Origin of the sequence: Streptomyces sp. V4I23, from assembly GCF_030817975.1 — a bacterium.
Taxonomy (GTDB): Bacteria; Actinomycetota; Actinomycetes; order Streptomycetales; family Streptomycetaceae; genus Streptomyces.
Genome location: NZ_JAUSZW010000004.1, coordinates 1,038,650 through 1,057,002 on the forward strand (window position 1 = coordinate 1,038,650; position 18,353 = coordinate 1,057,002).

The 18,353-nt window shown below is 69.9% G+C and carries 12 protein-coding genes and 4 pseudogenes; 10 read left to right on the forward strand and 6 right to left on the reverse strand.

Translation table 11 applies throughout. The features are described from left to right. The gene (locus QFZ82_RS39695) at nt 1-282 is read right to left on the reverse strand and encodes a transposase (protein ID WP_373429247.1); all 282 of its coding nucleotides are present in this window, start codon (nt 280-282) and stop codon (nt 1-3) included. Between the two features lie 147 nt (nt 283-429). On the opposite strand from QFZ82_RS39695, the pseudogene QFZ82_RS06860 reads away from it, so the two are divergent. The 3 genes and pseudogenes from QFZ82_RS06860 to QFZ82_RS06870 all read left to right on the forward strand — a co-directional run. Beyond that, a pseudogene (locus QFZ82_RS06860) lies at nt 430-765 on the forward strand (carbohydrate ABC transporter permease); the annotation flags it as partial. Nucleotides 766-861: 96 nt separating this feature from the next. Then, nucleotides 862-1,407 (forward strand): annotated as a pseudogene (locus QFZ82_RS06865) (family 43 glycosylhydrolase); the annotation flags it as partial. Then, the gene (locus tag QFZ82_RS06870; protein WP_307712276.1) at nt 1,317-1,850 is read left to right on the forward strand and encodes a hypothetical protein; all 534 of its coding nucleotides are present in this window, start codon (nt 1,317-1,319) and stop codon (nt 1,848-1,850) included. The pseudogene QFZ82_RS06865 and the gene QFZ82_RS06870, both read left to right, overlap by 91 nt. Before the next feature lie 1,011 nt (nt 1,851-2,861). Here the strand turns inward: QFZ82_RS06870 and QFZ82_RS06875 are convergent. Then, a complete protein-coding gene (locus tag QFZ82_RS06875; protein WP_307712277.1) occupies nt 2,862-3,701 on the reverse strand; it encodes a glutaminyl-peptide cyclotransferase in 840 nt (279 codons plus the stop codon). A 661-nt stretch (nt 3,702-4,362) separates the two neighbouring features. Between QFZ82_RS06875 and QFZ82_RS06880 the strand changes: the two genes are divergently transcribed. After that, a complete protein-coding gene (locus QFZ82_RS06880; protein ID WP_307712278.1) occupies nt 4,363-5,127 on the forward strand; it encodes an IS5 family transposase in 765 nt (254 codons plus the stop codon). A 13-nt stretch (nt 5,128-5,140) separates the two neighbouring features. Here the strand turns inward: QFZ82_RS06880 and QFZ82_RS06885 are convergent, their stop codons facing one another. Beyond that, nucleotides 5,141-5,587, reverse strand: coding sequence for an IS30 family transposase (locus tag QFZ82_RS06885; RefSeq protein WP_307717647.1), 447 nt, complete (start codon nt 5,585-5,587; stop codon nt 5,141-5,143). Nucleotides 5,588-5,837: 250 nt separating this feature from the next. Between QFZ82_RS06885 and QFZ82_RS06890 the strand changes: the two are divergent. Beyond that, nucleotides 5,838-5,987 (forward strand): annotated as a pseudogene (locus tag QFZ82_RS06890) (IS6 family transposase); the annotation flags it as partial. A gap of 11 nt (nt 5,988-5,998) precedes the next feature. Further along, entirely contained in the window at nt 5,999-6,694 is a 696-nt protein-coding gene (locus tag QFZ82_RS06895; protein ID WP_307712279.1) for a S8 family serine peptidase, read from the forward strand. Here the strand turns inward: QFZ82_RS06895 and QFZ82_RS06900 are convergent. Next, nucleotides 6,648-8,099, reverse strand: a complete 1,452-nt coding sequence (locus tag QFZ82_RS06900; RefSeq protein WP_307712280.1) for a polysaccharide biosynthesis tyrosine autokinase — start codon at nt 8,097-8,099, stop codon at nt 6,648-6,650. The two genes, QFZ82_RS06895 and QFZ82_RS06900, sit on opposite strands and share 47 nt — an antisense overlap. A gap of 286 nt (nt 8,100-8,385) precedes the next feature. Here QFZ82_RS06900 and QFZ82_RS06905 point away from each other — a divergent pair, with 286 nt between their 5' ends. From QFZ82_RS06905 to QFZ82_RS06920, 4 genes and pseudogenes are all read left to right on the forward strand, one after another. Next, nucleotides 8,386-10,302 carry a DUF4012 domain-containing protein gene (locus tag QFZ82_RS06905; protein ID WP_307712281.1) on the forward strand — a complete coding sequence of 639 codons (1,917 nt, stop codon included), beginning with the start codon at nt 8,386-8,388 and terminating at the stop codon, nt 10,300-10,302. Nucleotides 10,303-10,360: 58 nt separating this feature from the next. After that, nucleotides 10,361-11,055: pseudogene (locus QFZ82_RS06910) on the forward strand (glutaminyl-peptide cyclotransferase); the annotation flags it as partial. A gap of 255 nt (nt 11,056-11,310) precedes the next feature. Next, complete coding sequence (locus QFZ82_RS06915; RefSeq protein WP_373429403.1) at nt 11,311-12,798, forward strand: sugar transferase; 1,488 nt, start codon at nt 11,311-11,313, stop codon at nt 12,796-12,798. Between the two features lie 143 nt (nt 12,799-12,941). Continuing rightward, nucleotides 12,942-14,105, forward strand: coding sequence for a hypothetical protein (locus tag QFZ82_RS06920; protein WP_307712282.1), 1,164 nt, complete (start codon nt 12,942-12,944; stop codon nt 14,103-14,105). On the opposite strand, the gene asnB is transcribed toward QFZ82_RS06920, so the two are convergent. Continuing rightward, the gene (asnB, locus tag QFZ82_RS06925; RefSeq protein ID WP_307712283.1) at nt 14,081-16,066 is read right to left on the reverse strand and encodes an asparagine synthase (glutamine-hydrolyzing); all 1,986 of its coding nucleotides are present in this window, start codon (nt 16,064-16,066) and stop codon (nt 14,081-14,083) included. The genes QFZ82_RS06920 and asnB overlap by 25 nt on opposite strands. After that, complete coding sequence (locus QFZ82_RS06930) at nt 15,988-18,219, reverse strand: bi-domain-containing oxidoreductase (RefSeq protein ID WP_307712284.1); 2,232 nt, start codon at nt 18,217-18,219, stop codon at nt 15,988-15,990. Before QFZ82_RS06930 ends, asnB begins: the two co-directional genes overlap by 79 nt. Nucleotides 18,220-18,353: the final 134 nt, after the last annotated feature.

An 18,353-nucleotide genomic window follows, 5' to 3' on the forward strand; every position in this document is an offset into this window, starting at 1 on the left:
TCAGGCGCGATCGCTTCGCTCAATCGCTCGGCGATCCGCCGCCGTACCGGCCGGCAGCGGATCCCACGGCAACTGGTTCACGAACTGCTGCAGGGCATGCATGTTCCCGTCCGGCAACCGCTCGGCCATCGGCTGAATCGACTTCCGCCGGCCGTCCAGCATCAGACCCCGGAGATAACACCCGCCCCACCGCTGCTGATCCCGCCGCGGAAGCGACCCGAAAACATCGGCAACGAACTCCGATAACTCACCCCGGAGCCCTTCCACCTCCCCAAGCCTCATAGCCGAAAGATGCCCACCACCAGGCGAGATCACTCGACGTAACGAAGCACTACTAGGGCGGCGGTGAGACCACCGGCGGTTTTCAGCAGGCCGCGGCGGCTCAACTCCGACTGTCGGCGGCGCCTGTCGGGGAAGTGCGGCTCATCGACGGCGCTCCAGGGCGTGTCCCGAGAGCTGTTCGACGCCGCGCGGCTGAACGGCGCCTCCGAGCGGCGGATCGTACTGAGCATCAAGATCCCGCACGTGCAGGGCGGGCTGGTGCTGACCGGCATGCTCTCGGTCATCCAGATGCTGCAGATCTTCAACGAGCCCGCGCTGTTCCGTAACATCACACCGCAGACGGTCAGCGACACCTTCACCCCGATCATGATCATCTACAACCAGGGGTTCAACGCCAGCAACTACCAATACGCCGCGCCCCTGTCGGTGTTGCTCGCGCTGATCCTCGGCGTCGCCTCCTTCCTCTTCTACAGGCTCGCTTCGTGGCATCTGGGCGCCGGCGCTGAGCTGGGACGGCGACGGTTCTGGATGATCTACTCCGTGGTGCGCTCGGTCGGTACGCTGTACTTCGACCTGGACACGTACATCTCCACGGCCACGGATGTGAGCGGAGCATGGACGGCCCCGCGCCGGGTCGCCGGCCACAGTTTCGACCCCGCCCTGTTCCATGACGACGGCCGGCTCTGGCTGCTCAACCTGCAGACGGACCACCGCCCCGGCGGGCAGCGCTTCGCTGGGATCGTCCTGACCGAGCTGGACCGGAGGACGCTGGCTCCGATCGGCGACACCCGCCTGCTGCTCCAGCATGAACGGCTCATCGAGGGGCCGAAGCTGCTGCGCCGCAACGGTTGATTCCACCTGGTGCTCGCGGAGGGCGGCACGAGGGTCGAACACGGGGTACTGGTGGCGCGCAGCCGCACGCTGACCGGCCCGTACGAGCTCGACAGCAGGCCGCTGCTGACCGCGCGGGACGATCCGTCATGGCCATTACAGAAGGCCGGTCACGCGGAGCTGGTGGAGCCGCAGGGTGGCGAATGGATCCTGAGCCATCCGACGGCCCGCCCGTTGCGGACGCCGCAGGTCCACGCTGTCCGCTCGGCCGTGAGACGGCAATCCAGGCGCTGACCTGGGACGAGGACGGCTGGCTCAGGCTGCGGCACGGCGGTTGGCACCCGGCGGTCGAGGTCGAGGTCGACGTACCGAAGCATCCCGATGCGCCCGTGCCTCGACCCGCCTGTCGCCGAGAGCCGTTGGGCTGGCCCTGGAACTCACCGCGTGCCGCACCGGACCAGTCCTGGGCCGACACGGACTCCCGGCCGGGGTGGATCCGCCTGAGCGGCCGGCACGGTCCCGAGTCGCTGTGGGCGCACAGTCTCCAGCGGATCACCGAGCACCGCGCCGAGGCCGAGGTCACCGTCGAGGCACGGCCGCACACCTTCACGCAGGCCGCCGCTCTGGTGCTCTGGCACAGCCGCGATGCCTACCTCAGCCTCGACCTACCTGGGCAGAACCTGCGGGCGAGAGCAGCACGGCCAGCAGTGGCGGGGCGAGGGCCGTACGGGGGCTGAGCCTCGTGGAACGCGACGAGGGCGACGCCCGGCAAACCGACGTCGTGGACGTCGACGGGACGCACCGGTCACGCTGGGCGTGACCGTCGACGGCGCCGAGGCACGGTTCTGGTACGTCCACCACGGCGTGCGCACGCCTGTCGGACCCCGGGGAACTTCAGCAGGCTCTCCGACGACCACGGATCAGGACTGCGCTTCACCGGGGCAATGCTCGGCATCCACGCGTGCGACCTGGTCGACGCGGCGTTCACGGCCGACTTCGGGGGTTCCGGCTCACCTGCGGGCGACCGTGTGCCGTGCGGCGATTGCGGCGAGTGGGCGCGTGCTCCGTCCACGGCGTCGAGCGGGCCGACCGACGTCCTGGCGGTACGGCCCTCTCCTCGGTGCGGCCACATCCCGGAAGGCGCCAAGTCGCAGTGCCGGATCTGGGTCATGGCTGTCGGAGCCGATGCCGGCGCGCCTGCGCCCACACCGCGACCACCGCGCTCCCGGATGCCACGAGAAGCCGCCCTCCCATCTCTGAGAAGACGGCCTTCGACCGGCGTTTCCGCAGAGTCGGGACGACAGGATGTGAACTTGCGACCCATGACCCACCTGGGTTTCCTTCTGGCCGAATGCGCATGAGTGCACGGCCGGTGGTCACGACCCGTATTGCGCCACAGGCGCCCGCACGACGCACGCCGGGGACCGATCCGTACGGACAACGGGGGACGTGGCAGTGGTCGCTGCACCTGGCCTCCCGGACCGCCGGGGGACACCACGGCCAAGGCGATCCAGCCAGCCATCGAATACGACCCGCAGCCCCCGTTCAGCTCTGGAAACGCCGCGGACGCCGACCTCCAGCTCAAAGAACTGGCACTGCTCCTGCTGGCCAAATCACAGATGCGACGGGCTCGGGGAGGCAGGGCCGATCGGCGCTCGTGTGGTGCGGGCCCGCTGAGAGAGGATGCGCCCCTCCAGGAGAAAGCGCGGACTCGCACGGTGTCGACTTTGGACGTCGGAGCACCGTGACTACCTGTCACCATCCGCCGCGGGGACGAATACCACCCGGAACATCCTGGGCCACCACTTGCCCGTCAGCAGGAACTGATCGGTCCCCGGAACCGCGGCAATGCCGTTCAGGACGTCCGCATGCCGTCTCTCGGCTTCGCTCATCAGTGACGGAACGGCGATGTCACCCGTCACCTCACCGGAGTGGGAGTCGATGCGCACGATCCGATCGGTGGGCCAGACGTTCGCGTACACGAGGTCGCCGACGCATTCCAGCTCGTTGAGCCGTCCCACCGGCTTTCCCTGGGCGGTGACGGCGACCTCGCCCCGTTTCTCAAGAGTTCGGGTGTCCCGGAAGAGAAGCCGGGAGGTGCCGTCGGTCGTCACGAGCCGATCGCGGTGCCGCTGGTGGCATACCCCCCAGCCTTCCTCCGCGTACGGCACCCGGCGCAGTTCGGCCAGCGTTCCGGCGTCCCTCTCGATGGCGATGCCGTTCTGCCAGGTGAGCTGCCAGAGCGTCCGTCCCATGACGGTGATTCCCTCGCCGAACAACGGCGGGGGCAGCTTGGCGCGCCGCGCCGGAGGGGCGCCAGGGCGACCTGCGCTGATCGTCGAGCGGCCGGGCACGCCCGTGCTCTCGTAGAGCATGCCGTGAGCGATCTCCAGGCCCTGGGTGAACGCCGTCGGATCATGAGGCAGGGTCTCGACGACCCGGACCGTCAACCGCTTGACCCGTGCCACTGTCCGCCCGGGCATGCTCCGTTCGTGATCCACGGCTCCGTCGCTCGTGTCGCACGAGCCGACGAGCATCCCGCCGACCAGAGCGACGACCGCCACGGGAACCACGCATGCAAGCCGCATGGCTGCACACTGGCACACGAGCCCGGTCGGATCGGGTGTGCCCGCCGGACCGGCTCGCGACCGTCGTCCCCATGGCGCAGCCGCCCGGGCCACCGAGGCGCGCAGCGCCCTGCCGGGCCGGCCCGGAGGAGCAGGTGGGCCCCCGGCCCCCCGCGCCCCCGGAACGGCCAGGTCCGGCGACGCCCTGTGGGGGCGTTTTCGATCCGTGGTTGCGAATCAGCTGGTCAATGTTCCTGTGAGCCATCCTTTCAAGGACGTTCGCGTTCTCGTTCGTGCCGCGCTGCCAGGGCGAGTGCGGGTCCCAGAAGTAGATCCGGTAACTGGTGAGGGCCTCGATGCCCTCGTGCAGGGTCAGCTCGCGGCCCTGGTCCCAGGTGAGTGTCTTCCGCATCTGCGGGGATGTGGGCGGTCTGCTTGATGAGAGCGTTGCGGACTTGGGGAGCCTTCCAGCTATCGGGCAGGTGGATGAGCTGGACCTAGCGGGTGGTCCGCTCCACAAGCGTGCCGATCGCTGATGCCTGGCCGCGGCCGATGATGAGGTCGCCTCCCAGTGAGCCTTTTCCAACCTCGTTCTTGAGTACGTCAGTTGGGCTGGCAACGTGGTGAAGCCCCTGGTAGACGGGTTTTCGACCAAGAGAACCGTCTCCACCAGAGGCTTCACGTGCTTGTCTACCCGTCGGGCGCTGACGTGTCCAGCTCCGCCCTTCGCTTCCTCACACAGCAGTTGCGGCGGCACCGCCGCGCGATCGGTTCCCGGTGGCGGCGTCTGAGCGCTGGCCGCCAGGCCCTGCTCACACTCGCGCACCTGCGAGTGGGAAACACCTACGCCCAGCTCGCGGCCGGATTCGGCGTCGGCACCACAACGGCCTACCGCTACATCACCGAGGCGGTCGAGCTTCTCGCCACGCTCGCCCCGAGCCTCGCCGACGTGGTGCGGACCGCGTCGGCGAAGGCATATCTGATCCTGGACGGCACGCTCCTGCCGATCGACCGCATCGCCGCCGACCGCCCGTTCTACTCCGGCAAACACAAGAAGCACGGGATGAACGTGCAGGTCCTCGCCGATCCCTTCGGCCGACTGCTGTGGGCCTCACCGGCCCTGCCCGGCGCCGTCCACGACATCCGCGCGGCCCGCGAACACGGCATTGTCGACGCCCTCACGCAGGCCGGCATCCGATGCTGGGCCGACAAGGGCTACCGAGGTGCCGGAGGCACGGTCCGCGTCCCGTGCCGGGGCCGGTGGGAGAACCTCTCCGAAGGCCAGAAAGCGGTGAACCGGTCCCACGCAAAGATCCGGGCCCTCGTCGAGCCCGCCGTCGCAGCCCTCAAATCTTGGCGGATCCTGCGCAAACTGCGGTGCTCGACCACCCGGATCACCAGCATCGTCCAAGCCGTCCTCACTCTTCATCTGACCAGCTCAGAGTGAGGTTGGAAAAGGCTCAGTGCCTGAGTGTTTTTCGATCGTTGACCTCAGCGGGCCTCTGATGGATCAGCGTCATGTTCTTGATCTTGTTCGGGGACGGGACACCGCGTCGCTGCTTCTTGCGTCGTGTCCGGCCGGTGCCGAGTGCGCCATTCCTGCGGCCGATCAGGCCCGCGAATAGGCCACGGTAGATCGTCTCCGGGCAGGCCCGCATCGACGGATCACCCGGGTGGGTGCGAGTGAGGAGGCGCGCGATTAGCTGTGGTGACCACTTTTCGGTCAGCTTCTCGCGGACGACCATGCGTAGGGATTCACTGGCCCGGATCTTCTCCGTATTGGGGCGTCGGCGCCGAAGCAGGGCCTGGTTGTGGGCCCACCAGGGCTGGTAGCGGCCGTCTGGCTTGCTGCCTCGCTTGATCTCCCGATAGACGGTCTGGAAGCTCTTGCCGATCGAGGCGGCGATCTCCTTGACCGGTTACTTCGCCTGGAGGCCATCGGTGATGGCGATGCGGTCGTCCTGCGTGAGGAAACGCGGAGATATCGGACCCGGGTCTGGACCGATCATGCTGCACCAGCATCGATGAACCACAGCGGGCGCTGTCACGTTGGCTGATGACGTGGGATGATCTTCGGGTTGATCCTGCTGGAGGGGTGCCCGTGGAGAGCAGGTCGCCGTCGTACAAGGGGCACCGCTCCCGGACGAGGTCATCTCCCACTGTGTGTGGCTGTACCACCGCTTCCCGCTCAGCTTCCGCGAGGTCGAGGAGCTGATGCTCGAGCGCGGTGTCGTCGCCTCCTACGAGACAGTCCGCCGCTGCTGTATGAAGTTCGGCCCGGCCTACGCCCGCGAGTTGCGTCGCCGCACCTCATTTCCTTGACAGAAGAATCCTATTGGGTCGCTGTCCGGAAACTTCGGGGGCCCTTCACGGGCACCATCGGCGCCCTGGACAACACCACCGGGGTCGTCGGAGTGGCCCCCGGGGCGCGGCTGTGGCCGGTCCAGGTTCTCGGCCCCACCGGCGCCGGAACCACCTCGACCGTCCTGTGCGGCATCGACCACGTCACCCAGAACGCCGACCGGATCGACGTGGTCAACATGAGCCTGGGCGGTTCTGGCGCCGACGACGGCAACTGCGGCAGGACCAACGGCAACGTCATGCACCAGGCGACCTGCAACTCGGTCGCCAAGGGCCTCACTTACGCCTTGGCGGCTGGCAACAGCCACGCCGACGCCCGTAACTCCGTGCCGGCCGCATACGACGAAGTGATCAACGTCAGCGCCCTGGCGGACTTGGACGGGAAGCCCGGCGGCCCGGCCCGGCCGACGTGCCGCGCGGGCCAGGCCGACACCTTCGCCGATTTCTCCAACTACGGCCCCGACATCGACCTGATCGCCCCAACTCGACCTGGCCTTCACAGGACGGGGACGCCGTCACAGAGCGTCTCCTCAGGGTCTCCCCGTTCTGACGAGCCGCCACCCCGATGGCGCAACACCTCGGCATTGGCCGAGGTGCGCTGCCGGGTCATTTCTTACCCGCGAGATCCATCGGCGTGGCTTCCCTGTCGCTGACCGAAATGCGGAGCGAGGGCAGTTCGCCGTACTCCCCGTAGGCGCCGTAGCGGTCACGCTTGGGGGCTGCGGCCATGTTGAAGACGGTGCCGAGGATGCGGCCACCCACGCGGTCCAGCGCCTCCGCGGCGGTGCGGACCTGGTCTCGGTTGGTCTTCGAAGCGCGGACGACGAGCAGCGTGCCCTGAGCCAGCCGGGCGAGTCCGATGGTGTCGGCGACCGGCAGCAGCGGCGCGGTGTCGACGATCACCACCTCGTACGTGTTCGCGAGGTCATGCAGGACCTCGTTCATGCGAGCCGAGGCGAGCAACTCGGTGGGGTTCGGCGGCACGGCACCACCGGCGAGCACCGAGAGCCCGTTGCCAACCTGTTGCATCACTTCCTCGACGCGGGCCTGCCCGATGAGCACGGTGGTCAGTCCGGCGTCCTGGACGAGGCCGAAGGTCCTGGCCACGCACGGGCGGCGTAGGTCGGCGTCCACGAGGCAGGTGGAGACACCCGCCTCGGCCAGGGAGAGGGCCAGGTTCACCGAGGTGCTGGTCTTGCCCTCGCCGGGCAGCGAACTGGTCACCATGATGATCCGAGGACGGTCGTCGACCTGGGCGAACTGCAGATTGGTGCGCAGCTTGCGGAAGGCCTCGGCGCGCTGGGAGTGACCGTCGGCAGTGATGAGTGGTTGTGCGGGGGCGCTCTTGTCCCACGGAATGGCTCCGAGGCCCGGCAGACCGGTGATCTCGCCGAGCGCCTGACTGGTCTTGAAGGTGGTGTCGAGGGTCTCACGCAGGACGACGAGTCCGGCGGCGAGCAGCAGTCCGGCGAGCGCTCCGCCGGCCAGGTTGAGCAACGCTCTCGGCGAGACGGGATCGGCGGGCGGGACCGCGTCCTGGGTGACGCCCAGCGAGACCGGTGAGACGGGCTCGGGAGGTGTGTCGCCCGACTCGCGTCCAGGAGCCTGGTTCGTCGGCCTAGGTGTCTCCAGTCGCTCGACGACAGCTCTGAAACGCGCCGCGACGGCATTGGCGATGTTCGCGGCCCGCTTGGGGTTGGTATCCCGCACGCTGATGTTGATGAGCACGGTGTTGAGCGGGGCCTCGGCGGTGATCCGGGACGCCAGTTCCTCCGGTGTGGTGCGCAGCTTCAGCTCACGCACCACGGGCCCGGTCACCTGTCGGGTCGGCACGATGGCGGCATACGACTGCACGCGCGCCTGCGAGAAGGTCTGTCCTTGGCTCAGTTGAGCGGCGTCCTCACCGGAGCGAGTGGCGACGAAGAGCTGAGTTCTGGCCGCGTAGATGGGGGTGCTCAGGTTCGTGACAGCGAGCGCCGCCCCGACCGCGAGAACCAGACAGGTCGCAACGGTCAGCCAGCGTCTGGCAAGAGACTTCAGGAATCCGTGGAGATCCAAGCTGCACCCCTCATAAGACCGAGGAAACCGCCCCGAAGTAGGCGTTTTGTTCCCAAATTTCATCGCTGAAGATAGGGGCTCTGACGCCCCAAACCGGGAAGCCACCCCCATGTCGGCCCGACATAGAGCGAGCACTACACCATCCGGTGACTTCTGAGCAGCGCCACGCCCGTCCTGCGGCTTCATGCCCCATTTGTCCGTGTATCCAGGTCTTGTTGACGGCTGACGCCGCATCGACGGGCCGAACTCGACCGAGGAGAGTGGAGAAGATGACGACATCGCCGAAATGGCGGCGGTACCCGCCCGCTTCCCGAAGCTCGGCCGCCGACTCGACCAAGGCGCTGATGCCGGGCGCACGCCGGCTCCGCAGTTCATGACGGAGCTGCAGGGGCACAGCTCACACCCACCTCGTCTCGGTCTCACCCGGCATCTGACGGTCAGAAAGGCGCTGCTGGCCGCCGCCGCGCTCCCACTGGCCGGCGCCGCCTGGATCGGGATCACCGGGCTGCTCGCCCGCTCCGAGCTGCTCGCGGCGCGGCAGGACCTGGACGGGCTGCGGCAGTCGGTCGCACTCGCGTCGGCGCCAGGCCCGGCCTCCGGTGCGCCGCGTGAGTCCGACCGGGAGCAGGCGATGCGTTCCGCGGCGGCGCACGCCGCCCGGGCACATGACCTCACCACCGGTCCGGCCTGGTACGCAGCCGCGCAACTTCCCTTCCTCGGCGGCCCATTGCAGAGCATGCGCGGCACGGCGTATGCGGCGGACCGCCTGGCCGATGACATTCTCTCGCCGCTGACGCGTGTTCTCCCGGCCTCCACTGCGGGTGCGCCCGGCACGGTCAACCAGGCCCTCACGGCGCTGGAGGGACACGCCCCGGAGCTGGCCCGCGCCGCACGTACCGCGGCAGAGGTACGTGCCGACACCCGTCGGCTGCCGCGTTCCACCTGGCTGCCGGCGGTCGACCGGGCCCGTGAGCAGCTCTCGCAGCAGCTCGCCCGGGTCGCGCCGGTCATGAGCGACGCCGCAGTCGCGGCCCGTGTCCTGCCGCCGATGCTCGGGATGCACGGCGAGCGGCGCTACTTCCTGGCGTTCCAGAACATCGCCGAGGCACGCGGCACCGGCGGCGTTCCGGGCGCCTTCGCCGTGTTGCAGGTCGACGACGGCCGCCTGTCCTTCGAGCGTTTCGGCAACAACACCGAGATGGCCACAACCGTCGCGCCGGTGGACCTCGGAGCCGAGTTCACGGCTCGGTACAATGGCAGCGCCCCGACCCGTGTCTGGGCCAACTCCAACATTAGCCCGCACTTCCCCTACGCGGCCCGTATCTGGGCCGCGGCATGGCGCGAACACACCGGCGAGCGCGTGGACGGCGTCATCGCCGTCGACCCCAGCACACTGAGCCGACTCCTGCGCGTCACCGGCCCGGCCCGCATGGCCGACGGCACCGCACTCACCGCCGACAACGTCGTGGACCTCACGGAGCGGGCCAGCTACGCCATCTACAGTGACGTCGCCGAGCGCAAGGCATTCTTCGTCGAGACGGCACGCGCCGCCGCCGCACGGCTGACGGACGCCTCCGACGACCCGCACCTGCTGCCAGGCCTGCTTGGCGCTGTGCACGATGCCCAACGAGACGGACACCTCAAGGTATGGAGCGCCCGCGGGGCCGAGCAACGACTCCTCGAATCGCGCCCCTTCTCCGGCGTGCTCCCGGACACCCCTGGTCCCTTCGCGGGACTCGTCGTGAACAACGCCGCCGGCTCCAAGCTGGACTACTACCTCGACCGGAGCCTCGTCTGGGCGCCGGACGGCTGCTCCGACGACCACCGGTCGGTCACGGCGACCGTGACCCTCACCAACCGGGCTCCGACCTCCGGCCTGCCCTCCTACGTCACGCTGCGGGCGGACTCCCCCGCGCATCGCACACGCCCGGGCGATAATCGCCTCCTGGTGTCCTACTACGCCAGCGTCGGCGCCGACCTCACCGGGGCCACCCTGGACGGCCGCCCGGTGCTGCTGGCCTCCCAGGTCGAACGTGGCCATCCCGTGTACACCGTCGACTTGGAGCTGCCCGCCCAGTCCAGCCGCACGCTGGTGCTCCACCTGCGGGAGCCGCACGCGGACCGTGCTCCCACCGTTCTGCGGCAGCCCTTGGTGACGCCGCTCAAGGCCACTGTGAAGCAGGGCCCGGTCTGCCCTGCGTGAACGCGTACGCGTCCCTGTGGTGGCCCTGCTCAACTGGGCGCTGCTCACCTCCTGCACGATGGTGAGTGCGGCGGGCCACCGAACGGCCGACGCGCCGGCCGGAAGCCGGGCTACGGCGGGCGAGTCGGCTTCCCCGGAGCGATTGCGGGTCAAGGTGCTCGAGGTGCTTCCGCACGACCCGCAGGCGCTCACCCAGGGACTGGAGATCGCCGGCGACACCCTGTACGAGGGCACCGGTCTGGCTGGGCGGTCGTCGGTACGGGCGGGTCCGCCCGGCAGGCGCCCAACGGTCCGCGTGGCGTTGCCCGCGCCCTTGTTCTGCGAAGGGCTCACCGTGCTCGGCCGGACGCTCTGGCAATTCACCTGGTGGGACGGGATCGCCATCGAGCACGACGCGAGGACGCTGTCGGAACTGCGCCGCGTCCGCTACCCCGCCGAGGGCTGGGGAGTGTGCCACCAGCGGTCCAGGAACCGGCTGGTGACGAGCGACGGATCGTCCCTGCTGACGTTCCGGAACCCGAAGACGCTCGCGAGGACGGGCGATATCGCCGTCCCCCAGGCCGATCGACCGGTGTCGCGGCTGAACGAACTGGAGTGCGTCGGCGACACCGTGTACGCCAACGTCCTGTTCACCGAACGGATCGTGCGCATCAACCCGTCCACCGGACGGTGACGGCGAACATCGACGCCGCAGGCCTGCTGCGCGAGGACGAACGCGTGAACGGGTCCGTCCTGAACTGCGTCGCGGCCGCCGCAGGCACCGACCAGTTCCTGATCACCGGCAAGTTCTGGCCGGAGATGTTCCGCGTGGTGTTCCTCCCGGCGGGTGTGCGGCCACCTCCGACGGCTGAGATACCCCGCCCGAACCAGCTCGCATATGCATCCGGCATGGCTGATCCAGGTGCTGCTGATCGGGTGAGAGTTCTCCACGGCCCAGCGTCGCACCCCCGCTCCGCCGTCAACAGGCGTACATACTCGACTTCGTCTCGTAGGATTATTGGAGGGCGAATGTGGTTGTTCGGGGAGACCGTGCCCCAGGTGGCAGAGCCTGCGCGGACACGGCTCGCCTGGGAACAGCAACGGGTGGGGCGGCGCTCCGCCAGACCCGTCTGGTACGCGCCGCTCGCGATCGTCGGCGACACCGCCGGCGCGGCGGTACCGGTGTATCTGGCCTTCGCCTTGGCCGGCGGGACGAACGCGGTGTGGTACGCGGCGGTGGCCACTGCCTCATGGCTGCTCGTACGCGCCGCACGGGCGCGCTACGCCGGGCAGCATCTCGGTGAGGGCGGCAGCGTCGGCACCGCGCTGTACGACTGGCTGGTGCTGGTCGGCTTGCTCGCGGTGGTACGGGCGGCGACGGGTGAGGAATCCCCGTTCCTCGTCGCGCTAACCGGTCTGCTGCCCTGTGCCCCGCTGAGCGCGGCTGGACATGCCCTGATCAGCCGTCACCTGCTCGCCCGACGTCGTGACGGACGCTCCGTCCGCCGGGCCCTGGTGATTGGCGAGGCGGCCGCCGTCGACGGCCTCGTGGGTCACCTCGCGAGGCGCACCGACCACGAGTTCGTCGTGGTCGGGCTGTGCCCGATCGGTGACGAGAACCCCCACTCGCTTGCCCCGGTCGCGGCCCGTCTCGACAAGGAGACGCCGCCGCAACTGTCGGCCGACTCCGCCTCGGTGCTGGAGGCGACCCGGCGGCTCAACGCGGACGTGGTCCTCGTCGTACCGGGGCCCCACATGACCGGTACGCGCCTGCGTCAGCTGTCATGGGCCGTGCACGGTGATGAGTGCCCGTTGATGGTCGTGCCGGGCCTTACCGAAGTGGCACGTCACCGCGTGTGCGTCTCCTCGGTCGCCGGACTCACTATGCTGGACGTGGCCGCGCCCCCGCGCCGGGGCGCCGCGCCGCTGCTGAAGTCGATGACGGACCGGCTCGGGGCGGTGCTGCTGATCCTGCTGCTCGCCCCGGTGTTCGCTGCCGTAGCCTTCGTCGTACGGCTGGACTCGCCCGGGCCGTTGCTGCACCGTCAGACGCGCGTCGGGCAGGGCGGCCGGCCCTTCACCATGGCCAAGTTCCGAACCATGGTGGCCGATGCGGAGCGGCTGAAGCAACAGATCGCCGGGCTCAACGAGAACGACGGACGGATGTTCAAGATCCGCCGCGACCCGCGGGTCACTCGCGTCGGCCGGGTGCTGCGCCGCTGCTCCCTGGACGAGCTCCCGCAACTGTTCAACGTGGTCCAGGGCCACATGTCCCTCGTGGGTCCGAGGCCGCCGCTTCCCGACGAGGTCGCCGGTTACGACGACGTGGAGCGGCGCCGACTGGCCGTCAAGCCGGGGCTCACCGGCCTGTGGCAGGTTAGCGGCCGCTCCGACCTGTCGTGGGACGAGACCGTGGCCCTAGACCTGCGGTACGTGGACAACTGGTCCCCTGCCGTGGACCTCAGGGTGCTCTGCCGGACGGTGTGGGCCGTTGTCTCCGGCACCGGCGCCTACTGACCTGCCCCGCGGGGCTGCCCGGACACCACCCGAAGACACGACAGAAAAAACGAGGAGAGCCCATGCCACCACGCCCGCCAACGCCACAAACCGCCGCGGACATCCGCTTCAGCGGACCCTCGGGCGCTGACACCGTACTGGCCATGGCGGACGATCTGTTCCGATGGGCGGACGCCCGTACCTGGACCGGTCCGGATCCCTACGACGGGCTGACCGGCCCGCTGGGACGACTGGCCGTGTACCGCGTGCTCCGACAGGCGCTTCTGCAGACCGTCAAGCGCAGCACGATCGACCTGCGGCCGTTCCTGGGCATCCGTCCGCTGCGCACCGCGACGGCGACCGGAATGGCGGCTGGCGCCTGTGCCCGGCTCGCCGCCTCGCCGGAGTGGCGGGATCGCGCCCTGCGTCTGGGTCGGCGGACCGCCGCCGAGCAGATGTCCGGGCGCTACGCCGGGCTCTGGCGCTACGAGTTCGACGTACAGACCCGCTGGTCGTACTACCCCGCCTCCGTCCCGAACCTCGTGGCCACCACCTTCTGCGCGGACGGCTGCCTGGACACCGGGACGCTCGGCGACGAGGCCGTGTGCTCACTGGCTCGCGGACTGCTCACCCACCTGCACAACGGTGTGTTCTTCACCTACACGCCGACCAGCGATGTACTGGTCCACAACGCCAACCTTATGGGTGCCGCACTGGCCTCCCGTCTGGCCCGCACCGGGACGCTGCCCGGCGATCTGGCGCACCGCCTCCTGGACGCCGCCCGGCGGGCGGTCGAGGTCAGCGTGGATGGCCAGCGCCCCGACGGCTCTTGGCCCTACGCCCGCGGTCCGCGACTGGAATGGGTGGACGGATTTCATACGGGATACGTGCTTCTCCGCCTCGAACAGGCAGCGGCCCGATTGAACTTGGACGTGGAGGACCCTCTCGAGCGAGGTACCCGCTACTACCTGCGGAGCCTTTTCGAAGGGACCCTGCCCCGGTACTTCGCCGACGGCGGGACCCGGCGGGACCCCAACAACGACGCCACGGCAGTGCGGATGGCCGCGTGGGCGGCCGAACGCGGCTTCGTACCGACCGGCTTCGCCAGTGCCGTACTCGCGGCCGTCGCGGACCGGTACCCCAGCCTCGGCACGGACACGCCCGCAGGTAGCGCCCCGGGCAACCGGGCCCTGTGGGAGTCGCCCCGGTGGAGCACCGCGCCCCTGCTGGACGCGCTGACCGCCCTGTACGCGGTCGTGTCGACTCGGGGCACGGCGCCGGAGCCGCGCCGCGCCCCGGAGGGTCAGCCGAGAGCGGGAGCGGTGTAGCAGGTCAGGACGTCGGAGGCCCGGCCCGGGCCTCCGACCGCGTTGAGCTCCCACCAGACGGCCGCGCAGAACAGCCCGAAGACCGCGAGACCCCGGTCACGGCCGCCCTGGACGTGTTCGGCGACGAGCCGGTCGGCGACCCGCCGGTCGAAGACGTCATCGAACACCGGCGAACGCCGTACCTCGGGCCACAGCCGGGCCCCGTGCTCGCGCAGCAGCGACCGCACCGGAGCCCCGAACCCAGTCTTGGGGCGCCGGGCGACGAACTCGGGCACCCCTGCCGCGACCGCCGCCGCGCGGAAGCGCGCCTTGCCGTTGCCGAGCCGCAGTTGCTCTTCCGCGACGGCGCCGAGGGCGCAGGCCACCACCGGTTCGCCCAGGAACGGCACCCGCAGCTCCACGCTCGCGCGCATCGAGGCACGGTCGCCGTAGAGCAGGTTCAGGCCCGGCAGGAACAGCCGCCGGTCGCACTCCGCGAGCGCCGCCAGGGGCGTACCGCCGCCGTCGAGCACCGCGCCCGCAACCGCGCGGTGCCGTTCGGTCACCGCCTCCAGCCCGACGACGGGCGAGAGGGCCGCCCACTCCCGCCCGGAGTAGTACGCCTGCGTCGCCCAGGACCAGTCGCGGGGGCCGAGCTGGAGCAGCCGACCGAACTTGTCGGCACGTCCCCGGTAGCGCCGCGGCCTGGGTACCGCGACGGTGGCACCGAGGGCGGGGCGCGCCCAGGCAGGCAGCCGCTGCAGCAACTGCACGGCCTGGTAGCGCTCGTATCCGAGGAACAGCTCCTCGACCCCGAGTCCGGACAGCAGCACGGTCGCCTCGCGGCGTGCCGCGTGGGAGAGCTGCAGGAGGGCGAACGCGGCGGGGTCACCGAAGGGCAGCTCCATGGTGGTGACCAGTTCCGGGATCCGGCGCAGCACGTCGACATCGAGGTCGACCCAGGTCAGCGGCAGACCCAGCCGGTCGGCGACCTTGGCGGCGTACGGGGCGTCGTCCTCGAACGGTTCGGCGGAGGCGGCGGCACTCGTGCCCGGCCTGGCCGCGAAGGCGGGCCCCGTGAAACCCTTCCCGGCCAGTTCGACGCCGAGCCAGGTGCTGTCCAGGCCGCCGCTGAGCAGCAGCCCAACCGTGACGTCCGCGCGCACCTGCCGGGCGACCGACTTCCGGACCGCTGCACGGATGTCCTCGGCTGGTGCCACGGGAGCGGCCCGCCACCATGGTGACGGCTCGTCGTACGACGGAGGACGGTGGGCAAGCACGATCCCGGTCGGCACCGCCCGCACGCGCTGCCAGCCTGTCCGCGGTGGCGGTGTCCACAGGAACATGGCGCCCTGCGCCACCGCGACCGGGTCCGCGTCACCCGTCAGTCCGGTCGCCCGCAGCGGTTCGATCTCGCTGGCGAGCGCCGCCAGGCGGCCCGCGGAGTCCGCCGCGGTGTACAGCGGTTTGACGCCCAGCCGGTCACGCCCGTAACGCAGCTCTCCGTCGGGCAGGACGAGGACGAAGGCGAACATCCCGTCGACCTGGTCGAGCAGCCGCGACGCGTCCGGTTGCAGCAGCAACTCGTACAGGACCTCGGTGTCACCCTCGGTCGTGAAGGTCACGTGCCGCCTGCGCAGCGTCTCCCGCAACTGCGAGGCGTTGTAGATCTCGCCGTTGTAGACCAGAACGCCACGCTCCGGGGAGCCGAAGGGCTGGTCGCTGCGCGGATCGAGGTCCACGACGGCCAGGCGCCGGAAGTACAGTTCCGCCTGCCAGTGGGGACCGCGGAGGCCCATGTGACCGCTCGCGTCGGGCCCTCGGTGCGCGATCGCCTTGCACGGGTCGGCGTACGACGACGAGGACTCTGCGCTCCCGTTGAGGAGGACGACGAAGCCGCACATCAGAATGCGGCCGCTGAGGAGGAACCGCTGGACGGCCTCGGTACGGCGGTGGCCGCGGCGCTGCCCGAAGCCGAGCAATCCAGTGCCCTGGCCAGGGCCGGTGTGGCGGGAGTCGCCTCCACGGCACCGCCGGCCGTGACGGCGCGGGCGGCGCGGCAGGCCAACAGTGAGCTCCACAGAGCGGACGCGAAGTCCGCCGCGCGGGTGGTCTCCTCGTCGAGGATCTGACCGCGGACCACGCGGACGAGTGCGCGCATCTCGCCGATGTGCCCCTTGGAGGCGCCGCGGTACTTCGTGGTGACGGGTCTGTCCCCGTTCCACACGGTGAGCGTGCGGAAATCGTCGATCCTGGCGGCCAAGCCGTCGGTGGCCACCTCGAGGAGTTCCTTGGGAGCGCCGGGCGGGGTCAGCCCTCCGTACACGATCGACGCGGTCGACCCGTCGTCGTAGGTGAGCTGCAGCGTGACGCTCTGCACGGCGACCGGGTCCCGCACGTCCACCCCGGCGGCCCGCACGTCGACCGGTCGTCCGGGTACGAGGAAGCCCACCGCGTCGATGAAGTGGCACACCTCGCCGAGCAGCCGGCCGCCCTGCCGAGGCTCGAAGTACCAGTGGCCGGACGGCAGGCGGCCGGCGAAGACCCGGTAGGTGATCTGGAGCGGCGCGCCCTCCGGCAGCGCCGCCCGCAGGTCCCGCATCGCGGGGGCGAACCGCCGGTTGAAGCCAGCCACCGCCGGGGCACCAGACTCCAGCCACGCATCCGCGAGTTCCTCCAGCTCCGCCTCCGTGAGGCCCAACGGCTTCTCGCAGTACAGGGCGGCGCCGCCGCGCAGGACCTGCGCCGCGTACCGGCCGTGGCTGTCGTGGCGGCTGAGCACCATCACACAGTCGGCGTCGCCGGACGCCAGGCCGGTCTCGGGACTCTCGGCGATGGTACGGAAACCCCAGCGCCTGCCTTGGTGCGCGGCGGACAGCCCGCGGCCGCTGGCGACCCACGAGAAGTTGACACCGGACTCCCTCTTCAGCTGGGGGAAGAGCATCTTGGTGGCGAAGTTGCCCGCGCCGATGGCCGCGATCCGCAGCGGGCCGTGCGGGGCGCTCCAGGCGCCGGAGCGGGCCGCAGGTCGCGGTGTGGGCGCGGGCGGGAGCTGGGCGGTGCCGGGATATCGCAGCAGCAGGGCCACGCTCCGGCCGCTGTCCGACGGTTTCAGGGCCTCGTACGCGTCGGCCGCCTCCTCGATCGGGAAGACGCGGGGCTTCAGCGCGGCGAAGTCCAGCGCGCCGTCCGTGGCGAGCAGCCGGAGCACCTCCGACAGGTTGCGCCGCTCCGTCCACGGTACGTATCCCTCGGGATAGGGCTGGCCGCCCTCCTCGAAACGCGGGTCGTAGCGGCCGGGGCCGTAGGACCTGGCGTAGCGGATCGTCAGTTCCTTGCCGTAGTACGACGACCGCGGCGGCGCGACATGCACGTCTCCGACGATCACGACGGTGGCGCGGTCGCGCGCGAGGAGGCCCGCGAACTCGACGGGGTCGGAGCTGGAGGTCGCCGCCGTGACCAGGACGGCGTCCGCACCTGTGCCGCCCCAGCGCCGGGACAGCACCCCGGGCAGGTCGTCCGCCGCGCGCGGGTACGCCGCCAGGCCCGCCGACTCGGCGAGTGCCAGCATGGCCGGGTCGGGGTCGATGCCGACCGCGTCGTAACCGTAGGCACGCAGCAGATGAAGCGTGATCTGGCCGACAAGGCCCAGACCTACGACGGCGATCCGCGATCCAGGCACCGCCTCGGCCTGGTGGATGCCCTGGAGCGCGATCGCACCGACCGTGGCGAAGGCTGCCCACTGGGTGTCGACACCTTCCGGCACCGGCACCACGAGGTTGCGGGGCACGGCGACGATCTCCGCGTGCGAGGCATAGCGGGCCCCCGCTGCGGCGACACGCGTTCCGGGGCGGATGTCGTCGACGCCCTCGCCCGTCTCCAGAACCGTTCCCGCGCATGAGTATCCAAGCTGCATCGGCCTGTCCAACCGGTCCTGCACCATCCGGTAGGTGTCGACGAGCCCGTTCTGCTTCAAGGTGTCGAGTACCTGCTTGACCTGCTCGGGGCGCTGCCTCGCCTTGCCCACGAGACTCTGCGCACCGGTCGAGACCGTGGCCCGCTCCGTACCTGCGCTGATGAGCGAGTAGTCGTTGCGAATCACCACCGTTCCGAAGGCCGCTGCGGGAACGGGCACTTCTCCGACCGTGACGGCACCGGTACGCGGGGACAAGAGCACTGTTTTCATTTCTTGCCTTTTCGGAAGAGAGAGACAGGCGCCCGAGGAACTGTAGGCAGGGAATTCACCCAGCAGTGCGCACCGGATGGTGA

What these genes read in the sequence shown, in the direction of transcription:
- QFZ82_RS39695 (WP_373429247.1), bottom strand. Translation starts at nt 282, where the DNA reads ATGAGGCTTGGGGAGGTGGAAGGGCTCCGGGGTGAGTTATCGGAGTTC.
- QFZ82_RS06875 (WP_307712277.1), bottom strand. Translation starts at nt 3,701, where the DNA reads ATGCGGCTTGCATGCGTGGTTCCCGTGGCGGTCGTCGCTCTGGTCGGC.
- QFZ82_RS06920 (WP_307712282.1), top strand. Translation starts at nt 12,942, where the DNA reads ATGGCGGACGATCTGTTCCGATGGGCGGACGCCCGTACCTGGACCGGT.
- QFZ82_RS06870 (WP_307712276.1), top strand. Translation starts at nt 1,317, where the DNA reads ATGGATCCTGAGCCATCCGACGGCCCGCCCGTTGCGGACGCCGCAGGT.
- QFZ82_RS06905 (WP_307712281.1), top strand. Translation starts at nt 8,386, where the DNA reads ATGGCGGCGGTACCCGCCCGCTTCCCGAAGCTCGGCCGCCGACTCGAC.
- QFZ82_RS06915 (WP_373429403.1), top strand. Translation starts at nt 11,311, where the DNA reads ATGTGGTTGTTCGGGGAGACCGTGCCCCAGGTGGCAGAGCCTGCGCGG.